This window comes from Nisaea sediminum (assembly GCF_014904705.1).
Taxonomy (GTDB): Bacteria; Pseudomonadota; Alphaproteobacteria; order Thalassobaculales; family Thalassobaculaceae; genus Nisaea; species Nisaea sediminum.
Window position 1 is genome coordinate 381,182 of record NZ_JACZCQ010000003.1, and the last position, 13,835, is coordinate 395,016.

Sequence of the window (13,835 nt, forward strand, 5' to 3'; positions counted from 1 at the left end):
CTCCCGTTCATCCATGGGAAATGAAGGCTCCGTCGAATGCTCCGATCGGGGTCGGGCGGCCCATCAGATAACCCTGACCGGTTTTGCAGCCGAGAAAAACCAGCGCCTGTTTCTGGTCCTCGGTTTCGATCCCCTCGGCAACACATCCAACCCCGAGCGACTCCACCATCGCCATGATCGTGGCCGCCAACGAGTGCCGCGCCGTCCCCACTTCGAGGCCGGTAACGAAACTCCGGTCTATTTTCACCGTGTCGACCGGCATGCGGTCGAACTGGCCAAGCGAGGAGTAACCGGTTCCGAAATCGTCAATAGAGAGCAGAAATCCTTCTGCGCGCAACGCCTCGACCTGCCGGCCGGCCCAGGGCGAGGAAGACATACCGATTCCTTCCGTGACCTCGAACTCGATGGTCTCCGGCGACAAACCGACTTCGCGCACGCCTTCCAGCAGCCGTTCGGAAAAGCCCGGCCCGTTCAGATCTGCCATGGAAAGATTAACAGCGACCCGAATAGGCGCGCCGTCGCGATCCGCCATCCAGCGGCCGACCTCGCGGAGAACAAATTCGGTGAGAAACTCTGTTTTCCCCGCGGACTCGGCGATGGGAATGAACTCGGCGGGCGAGACGAATTCGCCGTCGAGCGTCCAGCGCAGCAATGCTTCCGCACCCGTGACAGCGCCGCTTAGGAGATCGAATTTAGGCTGCAGATAGACTTCCAGTCCGTCAGAGGTCTCGGACACTGTCTCAAGCGCGGCACGTATCACCCGCGTCCGCTCGACGTCGTCCCGGATTTTCTGATCGCATTCGACGCATTCGCCGGGCCGGTGCTGATTCAAATGGAGAAAGAAAGCCATCGCCTTGCGAAGCACTGCGCCCGGCGTGCCTTCAACATCGGCGAAATCGATCAACGCGGCAGTCGCCGAGATCGGGATGGTAATTCCGTCCACCTGGATCGGAACCGCAAGCAGGCTTCCTATCGCGTCCCGCGTCAGCGATGCTTCCTCCGCCAGGATGGCGAAAAGCCCGTCTCCGATGCGCGCCAAAATAGAGTCCGAACCGGCCTTCTGCACCAGAAGATCGTAGAAAGTCTTCAGCAGCGCGAGCGTGACATCCAGCCCGTAAGTCGCGATCAGATCGCCGAGATCGTCGATTCCGACGAAGGCGATCCGTGTCGAGGCCACGTGTGCGAGATCTCCCTCCCTTGCCTGGAGCGCCTTCATGAACGCATTCAGGTTGGGTACCTGCAGAAAATGATCCACATAAGCAAGATCGTCGAGACGCTCGACGAGGGAGAGATTCTCGAAACCCACGCTGATGTTGGTGATGAATAGTCTCAGCAGGGCCATGTCGCTATCGGACAGTCGAGAATCTGTCTCGATCAAGCCCCACATGGCCTGATTGCCGTCGGACGGAAAATAAATTGCCATAAATCCGTTCTCGATGATCGGCTCTTTGGACCCGTTCGCGTCCTGCAGCGCTCTGCGCAACGGCAAGTCGTCGATCTCGCTGACGGAACGGCCGATCAGGTCCGAAAATCGTCCGGCGGCGCTGACGACGACTGTGTCATCGGCACCCCGGTTCCCGGTCTTGCGAACGCAGACGACTCCATTCTCGTCGATCGAGAGGATACCGCAGATCTGTGTAAGGACGCCCCGCGAGAACAACTCGAGATTGGTGCGCTGGAACAGTTCCGTCGCACTTTCAACGATCATCTCGAGCCCTTCTCGGCTACGGGATAACGCCCTGATCTGCTCGTAGGCGCGCACCGCCGAAATCAGCGTGGTGAGCAACCCGGTCCGGGTCAGGTCTTGTTTCGTCTTGTAGTCGTCGATCTCGTATTCGGAAACGACCTTCAACTCAGGGGCGTAACCGGGCTGCCCCGTCCGCAGCACGATTCTCAGTTCGGCGAATCCGGCATCGCGCAGTTCGCGTACAAGGTTGAGGCCCGCGTCGGGCCGCTCCATTACCACGTCGATCAGGGCCACGGCGATTTCCGAGTTGGCACGGGCAACTTCGAGCCCCTCCTTTCCGGATCGCGCATGAAGCAGCGTGACGGGCCGGTCGAGGATCTTGACCCCGGACACCGCCATACGCGTTGCGTTGTGGACATCTTCGTCGTCGTCCACGACGAGGATTTTCCAGGACCTCGTGGGATCGCGGCCTGCCGCATCGGGCACATCATCGAAGATATCGAGAAATTCATCACCCGGCGTGTGAGGTTCCATGGTCATTCCGGTACACCCTCTCTTGCCGCAACAGATGGTTCGGGCGCGTTGACTGGAACAGTGACGACAAACATCGTGCCCTTCCCGATCTGGCTCTCCACCATGATCGTTCCTCCCAGCATGCCTGTGACGATGTTGAAACAGATGCTGAGGCCCAATCCGGTCCCGCCGTCACCAAGCCGCGTGGTGAAGAACGGCTCGAAGATTCTCTGGCGATAGGCATCGGGAATACCTTTGCCATCGTCAGAGACACGGATTTCGATCCGACCCTTTGGCGCCAGTCGGGCGGAAATCTCAACCCGGCCGGCATCCTCTTCGTCAAAACCGTGGACCAGGCCGTTCACTGCAAGATTCATCAGCACCTGCCCGAGCGGTCCTGGATAGCTGTTCAACGTCAGACCCGAAGCGATCTTCCAGTCCAGTCGCACCGAACTGTGCTTGAACTGCGGCTGGATGATGCTCGCGACGTCGTCGACAAGCTCGGCGAGATGGAAAGTCCTGCGCTGCTCGCTGGTCTGGTCGACGGCGACCTGCTTGAAGTTCTGGATGAGCTGCCCCGCATGGCTGAGAACACGCAGAATCACCGCGCTCCCGTCCACAAAATCGCCCACGCATTCATCGAGCATTGTCCGGCTGACCCTACCGCTGGTAGCCGCCTCGTCCAGCGCCTTCGCCCGCTCGGAGAGCGTGCTTGCGATCGTGACTGCATTGCCGATCGGCGTGTTCAGTTCGTGAGCTATGCCCGCCACCAGGTTCCCGAGGCTGGCAAGACGTTCGATCCGGACCAGTTCATGCTCGGTCATGTCTTTCCGTTCCTCGGCAATCCGCCGGGCAAGAGCCATGCGGCCCCAAAAGAAACTCAGTCCCGCACTGGCAAGGGCGGCGAGAAACAGGGCCGGCAGGTCGCCCAAAGTCCAGAGATCCGCAAACCGAAGGTCGCGTGCTGCGCCCAGCACGATCCAGCCCTTGTCCTCGGAAAACACGCCAGTGACACGTGGCAGGCCCGCCAGAAGAGCGGCCGGTTCAAGAACGTCGACGGCGTAATGGGTCCCATCAAACCCGAACACGCCGTTTTCCGAGGCGTTCATCGCTCTCCACAGGTCAGGATCGAGGGCCCGGAGGGAAATGTCTCCGTCGAACATGAAGCTCCAGAGTTCGCCCGGCGGTCGTCCGGCGAGCCAATAGCCGTCGCTGTTCAGCAACTGGATCGGGTCGGTACCACCGGGACGGCGGAGATTGACATTGTCGATGAATTCGGTCGCCAGGATCTGCAATATCAGCACGCCCTGAACCTCTCCCGAAGCGTCCGCAAGCGGTGTCGCGAGACGCAGGGTCGGCCTCCAGGGTACCTCAATCTGTCCATTCTCGACATTGAGGTCCAGCTTGGAGACATAAATGCCTCCGGCCGGCAAGGTGATCGAATTCGAGAAATAGTACCTAGCGGATTTATCCTGCAGCCGGTCCGTGCCAGCGATCTTCGTCACGCCGTTCCTTCTGTCGACACGGATAAGCTCGAACCCGCTCCTGCCGAGAATACGCACCTGATCGATCGCCTCTTTCGCCGAAGCGAAGTTGGCGAACGCGGCCTCGACCTCGCGCCTGGCCGAGAGATTTCCCGACACCAGCTGACGCACGGACGCGTAGCTCGCTACGACCTCGAGGTCCGCCGCGAGATCTCGAAGTTTTTCAGCAAGCAGACCTCTCGCCTGACCTGCAGCCTCTTCCGTCGCGAACTGGCTGCGCTTGAATTGTTTCGACAGATCGAAATAGCGCGCGGATTGAAGCGCCAGGATGGAACCGACCAACAACAGGACGAAGCAGGGAAATGCATATCTGAGCAATCGCCGGTCTTTGAAATCCGGGACCTCTTCTGAGATCGTCGCGGTGATTGCGCTCATTCGACCCCCACGCGATAGCTCATTAACTTTTGATATCGCTGGTCACACATATTAATCGCGAAAATGACTTTCTAATTCTCAACCTGAAAGATGATAGGAAGCGTTAGACTAATAAAACCTTAATGCGATTATCCGGATCAATCTTAAAACAAACCGAGAAAACGCGGGTCGCGTACAACCCTTTTCAACAATTTGGAAAAACGAATATCGACGACTTCCGAACCGCGCAGAAATCTCAGGATCGACGTTATCGGCCTGACCGGGCACGGGCTCCTGATCAAGGCTCTGTCCGCTCGCGCCGGCGAGCGTGCTGCAGCCGCTGAACTACCTGATGCTGCCCTGGGCGGTGCTCTGGGGCTATCTGATACCTGCCCGATCTGGCGACGGTGATCGGCGCCGCCATCGTCGTCGCCAGCGGCATCTACACCTTCCACCGCGAGCGGGTGGTGCAGCCAGGGCGGCTGAGCATCGTGTCGGGCCCATTCCCCCATTAATGGTGCGGTTCTTGCATCGCAATTCGCCTGATAATCAACTCTGGAGGAGCACCGCCATGATCACGTCTTCCACGCAAGCGGCCATTCCAGCCGTTCTCAACGCCAGTCAGTCCGAAGGGAAAAACTCGGACACGAACAAGACCAGCGGCTCGGCAACTTCGTTTTCGGATCTGGTACAGGGGCTCGAGTCGCATGCGATGTATCCGGGATGGATGGGCGTCTATCTGCCGAAGGTCAGCGTACTGAACAACCCGGACTCGACCAAGGTCGGCTATGCGGCGTGGGAACAGAGTTTCCGTTCCGAGCACAGAAATGAACTGAGTGAATACAGCGGAAAACTGAAACAGTATTTTGCGGAGGCATCGACGAGGACGGCCTTCGAACAGTCCGTCAGCACAGATGCCCGGATGCTTGAACTGATGGACAATCTCGAAATTCGACGCCCGTTCTGATCCCTGCCGGGACGTGCAGCACAGGCGGAGAAAATCTGAACATAAAAAAACGCCCATCCCCAAATCGGGCATCGGCGTTCTTCAGACTGTCGTGGCAGAGGCTGCGGAAGCCGTCCGCCGGAGTCGTCCGAGGGCGCCGTCCGATGAACGGCGCCCTCGAAACTCACAACCCAGAGGGCTGTTTTACTGCGCCTGCAGATTGACCGCGGAAGACTTGCCGCGCTGGCGGTCTTCCTCGATCTCGTAGCTGATCTTGTCGCCTTCGTTCAGGCCGTGCAGGCCCGAGCGCTCAACGGCGGTAATGTGCACGAACACGTCCTTGCCGCCATCATCCGGCTGGATGAAGCCATAACCTTTGGTGGTGTTGAACCATTTCACTGTACCAGTCGCCATGATCATATTCCTTCGTCTGATCGTTGTGGTCGGGGTGGAGATCTCTGCGTGCCGCGCTCAGGCGGAAGCAGGGAGTTTTACGGCACCGATATTTCCGAGCATGCGGGCAAGACCCGCAGAGGCCGTATCGGGGCCGGGTTTGCGTTCGCCCTGGATGTCGGGACGGGGCGCATTCTTTTCAACCGTACGCCGGACCGAGCCGGAACGCCGGGAACCGGGAGCGGAAGACCTGTTGGCATTGGTCTTCTCCGAGCCGGATCGCACAATGCCGACGGCACTATGCCCTCTCGGCATCGCGGAGAACACTTCGCTCTGGTTTGGGATGGGGTGACCTTCTGCCGATGCGGCCTGAAGGTGGGACTTGGCGGGGCCAAGGTCGTTAAGCTGTCTCAAATAGGCTCTTTCAATGATCACCGTCTAATCGCGCCAGTCTGGCTGCGGAAGATGACCCTTTATGTTCTGGAAGCTAGCGTAGATCAGCTGCCGTATTGTTAATCTGCCCGGTTGGGCTTTCTGGCAACGATCGATACGACGCCTTGCAAGAAGTTGGCACTGTTGATGACACAATCACCATCTACGCACAATGCACGGACGTCAGATGGCCATGTTCTGACAATGAAATCAAGAGAATTCTTCGCGGGACCTGCGAAAGGCCCGCGGGACCGGGACCAGCAACCAGTCGTCCCCGTCGTCAGATCTCAGACGATGTAGTCCGCGAGCGCATAGACGCTGCGTCCCTCATAGACGCCAAACGCGAGATAATGGTCGAGCGGATTGATACCCTCCGCCGCAACATCGGGGTTCATATCGAGATAGCGCGCCGAATCGAAAGCAGCTGACGGTGCCCGCCCCTCGCTGCCCCCGAAGGAAACGAAATGGGTATAAGCGCCGCCAAGATCTCCCGGCGCCACCGCGGCACTCACGTCAGGATTCCGCCCTAGATAATACGCCGCATCGAAAAATGCATTCGGGGCGCGTCCCTGCTCCCGGCCCAGCGTTTCGAAATGCACACGGCCGGAGGCCAGAATCCCCTCATCGACCAGGAGTTGCACATCGGGATTGCTCTCGAGATAAAACGCCTCGTCGAAGACGTAGCTTGCTCCGCTCATGCGCCCTTCGGCCAATCCGAAGACAGTGTAGTGCAGGTACCCCGACGGCATGGCTCCCGCCGCGACCGCTTCGGCAACATCCGGGTTTAGGGCGAGATAGCGATCCTCGTCGAAATTGGCGCGGTCCGTAAACGCATCGAAGGTCAGGCGAATCTCACCGTCCCCGAAGCGCAGCAGCTCGACGCCATCCAGCGTGTCGTTTCCGTCGAATTCAACGATTCCGCCATCGCGGTCTATCCTGCCGGTTCCCCCGGACGCGACGGCGTCGAAACAAGCGAGGTCGGCACCACTGCCGCCGATCAGCATGTCCGCCCCGGCGCCTCCCGACAGCGTGTCATCCCCCACCCCTCCGTCAACAGAGTCGGCTCCCTCGCCCCCGAAGAGCAGGTCGCCGCCGCCGGCACCGGAGAGCGTATCGGCACCTGCAAGCCCCAGCGCAATGTCGTCACCCGCCCCCATCCGAACGAGGTCGTCGCCGCCATTGGCGAGATAGCGGGTGATCCCGTCCGCCGCGCTGTAACTCTCCGGAGCCTCCGTGCCCCAAGCGGTAACACCGTGCGTTCCGCTGCCGGGCGTCCCGTATAGATATTGCGCGGCACGGATATCGATCCAGCCGAGGGTTGAGACATAATTGCCGTTCGGATCTGTATCGCTGTTGTAGGACATGACAGTGTGATCACTGTCATCGAGCGATACGGTGAGGGTCGGCACCTCGAACGGATGTTTCAGTCCGATGGCATGACCGATCTCGTGCAGGAAGGTCAGGTAACCGTAATTCCCCGCATAGGGAAAAAGCGTGTAGTCGTAGGCACTGGAGATAAAGACGTCACCACCATAGCCGTCATCGGTAACCGTCGCAGAGTCCGAAGCAACGGGATAAAAAGCATATCCTGCGAAATTCGGGTCGTTATCGGTCCCGAAGCGGATCTGCCCGCCAACCGCGTCCTCCACTTCGGTGAAGCTGATCCCTGAAACGTCCTGCCATGCGGCGAGCGTCTCGCGCGCCGCCTCGCGCATGGTCTCGTTCATCGGGGCGAAAACCAGGACGTCAGATGCGCTGTAATAGGACGGCAGGCTCTCCGAGAAGGAATAGGTCACGTCGACGGGCGCACCGCGGTCGGCGATCGTGCCCCATTTGTAGTCGAGGCCGGCCAGCAGGGCGTCTAGCTCTCCATCTCCCGTGCTCATCGCGCTCCTCCGGTTCCCGGCCACATGTCGCATTCTACGGTTGCACGACAGTTTCGTGGAGCATAACGGTGTTGCTCACCGTTTATCCACGGCACGGAACCGCGACAAAATTGCCCGGGGAAATCTGTCCATTTATTCTGGTATTTTGTATCCCAGAGAGGCAATAATCCGTCGCAAGACATCACCGGAAGAATTCGCCGCGCCACGAGAAGCGCGCTAATGTCGGTGCATTGGGAGGAGTTAAGAAATGAGCAATCGCATCGAAACGGATCTTCCGTCCGATCTTGAAAAGGCAACGCTGCTCGGACGCGTATCGACGCCGGAGGGCCCTGCCGTCTGCACGGTGCGCGGCGACGAAGTGATCGACATTACCCATCGCCTCCCGACAATCACACATGCGCTGAAGGCGAACTGTCCGGCAAGCATCGTACGCGGCTGCGAGGGAACGTCGCTCGGAAAGCTGTCCGATATTCTCGATGCCAGTTTCGACCCGGCGGCGACCGGACCCCGCCTTCTGTCCCCGATCGACCTGCAGGCGATCAAGGCCGCGGGCGTCACCTTCGCCAACAGCCTGATCGAGCGCGTCGTCGAAGAGATGACGAAAGGCAATCCGCTCAAGGCCGAGGAAGCGCGCCAGCAGCTCGCCCGCGATATCGGCGACGATGTCTTCGCCATCGTGCCGGGCTCCGAGGAAGCGATGAAGCTGCGCGAGACGCTGTTGGAGAAGGATCTCTGGTCGCCCTATCTCGAGGTCGGATTCGGCGTCGACGCCGAGATTTTCACCAAAGCCCAGCCGATGTCCTCCGTCGGCCACGGCGCCCGGATCGGGCTGCACCCGCGCTCCGACTGGAACAATCCGGAACCCGAGGTCGTTCTGGTCTGCGCCCCTGATGGCCGCATCGTCGGCGCAACCCTCGGCAACGACGTGAACCTGCGCGATTTCGAGGGCCGCAGCGCGCTGCTGCTCGGCCGCGCCAAGGACAACAATGCCTCCGCCAGTCTCGGGCCGTTCATCCGCCTGCTCGACGACAATTTCACCATGACCGAGATCCGCAATGCGGACCTCTCGCTCGAAGTGACCGGGCCCGACGGATATGTCCTCAGCGGTTCCAGCACGATGCGGGTGATCAGCCGCGATCCGGAGGATCTCGCGAACCAGCTGTTCGACAGCCACCAGTATCCGGACGGCGCCGTGCTCTATACCGGTACCCTGTTCGCACCGACCGAGGACCGGGACAAGGACCGTCCGGGCGAGGGCTTCACCCACAAGTTGGGCGACCGGGTCCGGATCGCGAGTTCACGCCTCGGTGCGCTGGAGAACGTGGTCGGCCGATCGGACCAGTTGCCGGAGTGGGAGGACGGTGCGCTCGCCCTCTTCCGCTCGCTCTCCAAGCGTGGGATCTCGATCTGAGGCCTCAGCGCTCGGTGAAATCGAACCCCTCGAGAAATAATCCGGCAAGCTTTCCGTCGACGACCGCTGCCGCGACTCCGTCGGCGATCCGCGCCCAGGGGAACGCTCCGGTGCCACCATCAAGCTCGATCAGCAGCCGGTCCCGCCGGAGATCGACGGTTGCGCGCGCCGTACCCGGGAGACTGGTGACTTCTTCGAGCCCCTCCTCCGCCGCGATGCCGAGCCATGCCTCCTTCGAGACCTCGGGCGGCTCGACGCCTCCCTCGCCCCAGTTTGCCGAGTTCTTGTTGTAGGATATGTCGACCAAGCGGCTGAAAGCCTCGTCCCCGTAACGGTCAAAGACGAGATCGAGCCCGCCCTGCATCACCCGCGCGGAGGCATGATGCAGGCCGTAGCCCTCGGAGACCTGCTGGGAGAGATTGCGCGGTCCGGTCACGCGGTCCGGGTAGCGCAATTCAACGCCGAGGCAATAGGCGTCGGAGAAGAGCAACTGCGCCGCGCAGATCTCCGCGCGCTCGATCAGCGCAAATTGGACCCCGCCGGCCATGGCTCACCTCTCATAGTGAAAGTGAAGGATAGTATTGTCCCTCTCCCGCAGCACGATTTTCAATTCGTAACGCTGCCCCAGCCGGGACATCGGAATGCGATATTCGATCGCACCGCGAACGCCACGCGGGTCCGGGGCGCGGCGGCCATGGCGGATGGCCATCCGCAGAACATGCACCGGAACGTGCCGGCCTGGATCACGCATCTGAGCGGCTGTCGTGTTCGTGAAGCGCAGCGGCGTCTGCCTCAGACTATGCAATGCGCGGAACAGAGCCCGTTCGATCTCCTGACCGAGGCCAAGACGCACCGTCGTCCCGGCGGCGGCACGGCCCGTCGCAAGGGCGAGCAGTTTGCGCAGGGATAGCATCGCAAGGCCGCCTGCCGGTATCAGCAGCGACGGGTCGAACAGCGGCGATTCCAACCCGAGTTCGTCGCGATGCACCACCTCGCCGTCGAGATCGAGAATCTCGATCAGACCGTGGCGTTCCGATCGGTAACCGACGATTGTCAGTTCATCGTCGGCAATCGGGGTCGCGTCCGCCGGAATATTCGGCGGACGGACCTCGAAAACCGCTCCGGCAGTGGCTCCGGCAGATTCGACAAGCGCGACCCGGGCTTCAAGGCCGGTATAGATTTCCCCGCCGGCCAGCATGGCGAGGGACCGACCGGTCGGCCCGCCACGCCGGACCTCCCCGGTCCGCTCCCCGGCAATCCGGCGGTCGCGCTGGTAGCTGGCGATCGCGCTTCTCGTCCTCGGGCCGAAGCGGCCGTCGATCTCCCCTGCATAATAGGGACGCGTGCCGTGGCGTGCCGCCTTCCTCAGCGCGAACTGCACCGCCGCGACATCCTCGCGGGGGCTGCTCTCCGTCGCCTCGAATCTCGTTTCGTATTCTTCCATAGACCCGCTCCGCATTCAGCCCGTTCCGATCCCTCAAGCAGCAGATGGAGGCAGCGATAAGATTTTCAATCGGGAAAATAGTATTTTTCCTATTTTACCTCCAAAAGACCCGTTCCTGCTCCGGCGGAAAGAGACTCCCCGCCGGGACGGTCTTGCGTCACGGTAATTCCCGCGTAAGCTCCCTCCCCGGATCAAGACCGGCGCGCACGGCGCCGTCAGAAGAGAGGGAACTCCCATGACACTGCACCGCAACCTGATCGGCGGCGAATGGGTCGAGGGCAGCAATGCCAGCGACAACATCAACCCGTCCAACACCAACGACGTGGTCGGCCAGTTCGCGATGGCCGATGCCGCCGGCGCCGAGCAGGCGATCGACGCCGCCGTCGCCGCCTCCCACGCCTGGGCCCGCAGCCCGATCCAGCAACGCCACGACATCCTCGCCGCAGCCGCGGCCGAGATCATGGCGCGCAAGGAAGAGCTCGGCCGCTTGCTCTCCCGCGAGGAGGGCAAGACGCTCGCCGAGGGCATCGGCGAGACCATCCGCGCCGCACAGATCTTCGATTTCTTCGCCGGCGAATGCCTGCGCCTCTCCGGCGAGAAGATCGCCTCCACCCGTCCGGGTCTCGAGGTCGAGATCACCCGCGAGCCGGTCGGCGTGGTCGGCATCATCACGCCCTGGAACTTTCCGATCGCGATCCCGGCCTGGAAGATCGCGCCGGCGCTCTGCTACGGCAATACGGTGGTCTTCAAGCCGGCCGGCCTGGTGCCGGGCTGCGCCTGGGCCCTCGTCGAGATCCTGAAGAAGGCCGGCCTGCCTGACGGCGTGCTGAACCTCGTCATGGGCAGCGGCGGCACGGTCGGCGAGGCAATCCTCTCCAGCACCAAGATCAATGCCGTCACCTTCACCGGCTCGGTCTCGACCGGCGCGCATGTCGCGGCGAAATGCTCGGCGACGATGAAGAAGTACCAGCTCGAGATGGGCGGCAAGAACCCGATGGTGGTTCTCGACGACGCCGATCTCGCGACCGCCGTCGACGTCTCCGTCAACGGTGCCTTCTTCTCCACCGGCCAGCGCTGCACCGCCTCCTCGCGGCTGATCGTGACCGAAGGCATCCACGACAAATTCGTCGCCGCCTGCATCGAGAAGCTGCAGGGCCTCAATGTCGACGACGCGCTCAAGGCCGGCACCCATATCGGCCCGGTGGTGGACGAGAGCCAGCTGGCGCAGGACGAGAAATACATCCAGATCGGCAAGGACGAGGGCGCCAAGCTCGCCTGGGGCGGCGAGCGCCTCAACCGCGAGACCCCGGGCTTCTACCTGCAGCCGGCCCTCTTCACCGAGACCACCAACTCCATGCGCATCAACCGCGAGGAAGTGTTCGGCCCGGTGGCGAGCGTGATCCGGGTGAAGGATTACGACGAGGCCCTGGCGGTCGCCAACGACACGGCCTTCGGCCTCTCCTCCGGGATCTGCACCTCGAGCCTCAAATATGCGAGCCACTTCAAGCGCAATTCCGAGGCCGGCATGGTCATGGTCAACCTGCCGACGGCGGGCGTCGACTATCATGTGCCGTTCGGCGGCCGGAAGGGCTCGAGCTACGGCTCGCGCGAGCAGGGCAGATATGCAGCCGAGTTCTACACAACGGTGAAAACCGCCTATACACTTCCGATCTGACGCACATTCGCGTCCGATCGCGCGGCCGGCACACCCCCGTGCCGGCCGTTCGCATTTCAGGAGAGAAGTCCCATGTACGTGCCGCCGCATTTCCGCGAACAGAATCTCGACGTGCTGCATGAGACGATCCGACGAATAGCTCTCGGTACCCTCGTCACGCTCGGCCCGGACGGACTGATCGGCAGCCATGTGCCGATGCTGCTCGACCCGTCGAAGGGCGAGTACGGCACCCTCACCGGCCATCTGGCGAAAGCGAACCTTCAGGCCAAGGGCGCGGACGGGAGCGTCGAGGCGCTGGCCATGTTCCTCGGCCCGGAGGCCTATATCACGCCGAACTGGTATGCGACCAAGCAGGAGACCGGCAAGGTGGTACCGACCTGGAACTACATCGCCGTCCATGCCTACGGGCCGATCACCTACCACGACGACGCGGAATGGCTGCGCGACATGGTCTCGCGCCTGACGGACCGTCACGAGGCGACCAACACGGCACCCTGGGCGGTCAATGACGCGCCGGAGCCCTTCGTCCAGTCGCAGCTGAAGGGCATCATCGGCTTCGAGATCCCGATCACCAGGATTGAGGGCAAGTGGAAACTGAGCCAGAACCGGCCAGCCGCCGACAAGGAAGGCGTGCTCGCCGGCATCGAGGCGCGCGACGGCGACGACGCGCCGATCTCTGTCGTCACACGCGAAAAACTCGGCACCTGATCCCGGTCAGAGCCGGTAACGGCGTCGAACCTGATCAGGTAATTTCCAGCCGCCTGATCAGGCCTTCGGCAAACTCGAAAGTGTAATCCAGCTCGACCGGACTGCCCTTGAAGTCGCCGCTGACCCGGCAGGTGACGAGCGTACGTTCCCCTTCCTCCCGGGCCGAAAGCAGTTCCTGACGAAACCGGATGTTCGCCAGCCCCTCGCGCCAGCGCAGGATCTCGGTCCGGCCGTTATAGGTCTGGCTTTCATCGAATGCGACGCCGTCGGCGGTGAAGCAATCCGCTACCTCTTCCGGCGAGCGGGCGGCGAAATAATTGGCGGCGGGGATCGGAATGGCGCTGGCCATGACTAGTGGCTCCGTCTCTGTTGCGATGGAGCCTATCTGTTCATAAGCTTCCGGAATGACAAGAACACACGAAAAAGTAAGGTACTCACCCGAAGGTAAGCATCATGGCTACACCCGCTCCACGGCGGCGGAGGGTGTCGAGCAGGCGCTGAAGATGCTCGAAGGCAGGTGGAAGCTCGTCATCCTTTTCCATCTATTCGGCGGACGGGTGATGCGGTTCTCCGAGCTCGAAAGGGCGATTCCAGAGGTTTCGCAAAAGATGCTGATCCAGCAGCTCAGGCAGATGGAGGCGGACGGGATCGTGCGCCGCATCGTCTATCCCCAGGTACCGCCGAAAGTCGAATACGCCCTGACCGACTGGGGCCAGGAACTGTGTCCCGCCCTCGACGCTCTGCTGACCTGGGCTGCCGCCCGGCCGGAAAAGAATGCCGAGGCCTCCTGACGGCAAATGAAAGAACGGCCGCCTAGGGGGAAGCGGCCGCTCTCTGGGGGA

Annotated in this window: 12 protein-coding genes; 5 read left to right on the plus strand and 7 right to left on the minus strand. The window is 61.6% G+C overall.

Annotated elements, in window-relative coordinates; genetic code table 11:
* Window positions 1-7: 7 nt before the first annotated feature.
* Both IG122_RS06875 and IG122_RS06880 read right to left on the minus strand, forming a co-directional pair.
* Window positions 8-2,227 (minus strand): EAL domain-containing protein, encoded by a 2,220-nt coding sequence (locus IG122_RS06875; RefSeq protein ID WP_193181807.1) that lies wholly within the window; start codon window positions 2,225-2,227, stop codon window positions 8-10.
* Window positions 2,224-4,119 (minus strand): sensor histidine kinase, encoded by a 1,896-nt coding sequence (locus IG122_RS06880; RefSeq protein WP_193181809.1) that lies wholly within the window; start codon window positions 4,117-4,119, stop codon window positions 2,224-2,226. Before IG122_RS06880 ends, IG122_RS06875 begins: the two co-directional genes overlap by 4 nt.
* 550 nt (window positions 4,120-4,669) lie before the next feature.
* Between IG122_RS06880 and IG122_RS06885 the strand changes: the two genes are divergently transcribed.
* Complete coding sequence (locus IG122_RS06885; RefSeq protein ID WP_193181811.1) at window positions 4,670-5,065, plus strand: hypothetical protein; 396 nt, start codon at window positions 4,670-4,672, stop codon at window positions 5,063-5,065.
* Window positions 5,066-5,248: 183 nt separating this feature from the next.
* Here the strand turns inward: IG122_RS06885 and IG122_RS06890 are convergent, their stop codons facing one another.
* Window positions 5,249-5,458, minus strand: coding sequence for a cold-shock protein (locus IG122_RS06890; protein ID WP_193181813.1), 210 nt, complete (start codon window positions 5,456-5,458; stop codon window positions 5,249-5,251).
* A gap of 698 nt (window positions 5,459-6,156) precedes the next feature.
* Window positions 6,157-7,755 (minus strand): matrixin family metalloprotease, encoded by a 1,599-nt coding sequence (locus IG122_RS06895; RefSeq protein ID WP_193181815.1) that lies wholly within the window; start codon window positions 7,753-7,755, stop codon window positions 6,157-6,159.
* 247 nt (window positions 7,756-8,002) lie between these two features.
* On the opposite strand from IG122_RS06895, the gene IG122_RS06900 reads away from it, so the two are divergent.
* Window positions 8,003-9,166 carry a fumarylacetoacetate hydrolase family protein gene (locus IG122_RS06900; protein ID WP_193181826.1) on the plus strand — a complete coding sequence of 388 codons (1,164 nt, stop codon included), beginning with the start codon at window positions 8,003-8,005 and terminating at the stop codon, window positions 9,164-9,166.
* A gap of 4 nt (window positions 9,167-9,170) precedes the next feature.
* Here IG122_RS06900 and IG122_RS06905 read toward each other — a convergent pair whose 3' ends face one another.
* Together IG122_RS06905 and IG122_RS06910 are read right to left on the minus strand one after the other, a co-directional pair.
* Window positions 9,171-9,713 (minus strand): hypothetical protein, encoded by a 543-nt coding sequence (locus IG122_RS06905; protein WP_193181828.1) that lies wholly within the window; start codon window positions 9,711-9,713, stop codon window positions 9,171-9,173.
* Window positions 9,714-9,716: 3 nt separating this feature from the next.
* The gene (locus IG122_RS06910; RefSeq protein WP_193181830.1) at window positions 9,717-10,610 is read right to left on the minus strand and encodes a peptidoglycan-binding domain-containing protein; all 894 of its coding nucleotides are present in this window, start codon (window positions 10,608-10,610) and stop codon (window positions 9,717-9,719) included.
* Window positions 10,611-10,845: 235 nt separating this feature from the next.
* On the opposite strand from IG122_RS06910, the gene IG122_RS06915 reads away from it, so the two are divergent.
* Both IG122_RS06915 and IG122_RS06920 read left to right on the plus strand, forming a co-directional pair.
* Window positions 10,846-12,285: an aldehyde dehydrogenase family protein gene (locus tag IG122_RS06915; protein ID WP_193181832.1), complete on the plus strand. Its 1,440-nt coding sequence runs from the start codon at window positions 10,846-10,848 to the stop codon at window positions 12,283-12,285.
* A 72-nt stretch (window positions 12,286-12,357) separates the two neighbouring features.
* A complete protein-coding gene (locus tag IG122_RS06920; protein WP_193181834.1) occupies window positions 12,358-12,993 on the plus strand; it encodes an FMN-binding negative transcriptional regulator in 636 nt (211 codons plus the stop codon).
* A gap of 34 nt (window positions 12,994-13,027) precedes the next feature.
* On the opposite strand, the gene IG122_RS06925 is transcribed toward IG122_RS06920, so the two are convergent.
* The gene (locus tag IG122_RS06925; protein WP_193181836.1) at window positions 13,028-13,342 is read right to left on the minus strand and encodes a nuclear transport factor 2 family protein; all 315 of its coding nucleotides are present in this window, start codon (window positions 13,340-13,342) and stop codon (window positions 13,028-13,030) included.
* A 55-nt stretch (window positions 13,343-13,397) separates the two neighbouring features.
* On the opposite strand from IG122_RS06925, the gene IG122_RS06930 reads away from it, so the two are divergent.
* On the plus strand, window positions 13,398-13,784 hold the full coding sequence (locus IG122_RS06930) for a winged helix-turn-helix transcriptional regulator (protein WP_193181838.1): 387 nt from the start codon (window positions 13,398-13,400) through the stop codon (window positions 13,782-13,784).
* The last annotated feature ends 51 nt before the right edge of the window (window positions 13,785-13,835 follow it).

What these genes read in the sequence shown, in the direction of transcription:
- IG122_RS06875 (WP_193181807.1), bottom strand. Translation starts at nt 2,227, where the DNA reads ATGACCATGGAACCTCACACGCCGGGTGATGAATTTCTCGATATCTTC.
- IG122_RS06880 (WP_193181809.1), bottom strand. Translation starts at nt 4,119, where the DNA reads ATGAGCGCAATCACCGCGACGATCTCAGAAGAGGTCCCGGATTTCAAA.
- IG122_RS06885 (WP_193181811.1), top strand. Translation starts at nt 4,670, where the DNA reads ATGATCACGTCTTCCACGCAAGCGGCCATTCCAGCCGTTCTCAACGCC.
- IG122_RS06890 (WP_193181813.1), bottom strand. Translation starts at nt 5,458, where the DNA reads ATGGCGACTGGTACAGTGAAATGGTTCAACACCACCAAAGGTTATGGC.
- IG122_RS06895 (WP_193181815.1), bottom strand. Translation starts at nt 7,755, where the DNA reads ATGAGCACGGGAGATGGAGAGCTAGACGCCCTGCTGGCCGGCCTCGAC.
- IG122_RS06900 (WP_193181826.1), top strand. Translation starts at nt 8,003, where the DNA reads ATGAGCAATCGCATCGAAACGGATCTTCCGTCCGATCTTGAAAAGGCA.
- IG122_RS06905 (WP_193181828.1), bottom strand. Translation starts at nt 9,713, where the DNA reads ATGGCCGGCGGGGTCCAATTTGCGCTGATCGAGCGCGCGGAGATCTGC.
- IG122_RS06910 (WP_193181830.1), bottom strand. Translation starts at nt 10,610, where the DNA reads ATGGAAGAATACGAAACGAGATTCGAGGCGACGGAGAGCAGCCCCCGC.
- IG122_RS06915 (WP_193181832.1), top strand. Translation starts at nt 10,846, where the DNA reads ATGACACTGCACCGCAACCTGATCGGCGGCGAATGGGTCGAGGGCAGC.
- IG122_RS06920 (WP_193181834.1), top strand. Translation starts at nt 12,358, where the DNA reads ATGTACGTGCCGCCGCATTTCCGCGAACAGAATCTCGACGTGCTGCAT.
- IG122_RS06925 (WP_193181836.1), bottom strand. Translation starts at nt 13,342, where the DNA reads ATGGCCAGCGCCATTCCGATCCCCGCCGCCAATTATTTCGCCGCCCGC.
- IG122_RS06930 (WP_193181838.1), top strand. Translation starts at nt 13,398, where the DNA reads ATGACAAGAACACACGAAAAAGTAAGGTACTCACCCGAAGGTAAGCAT.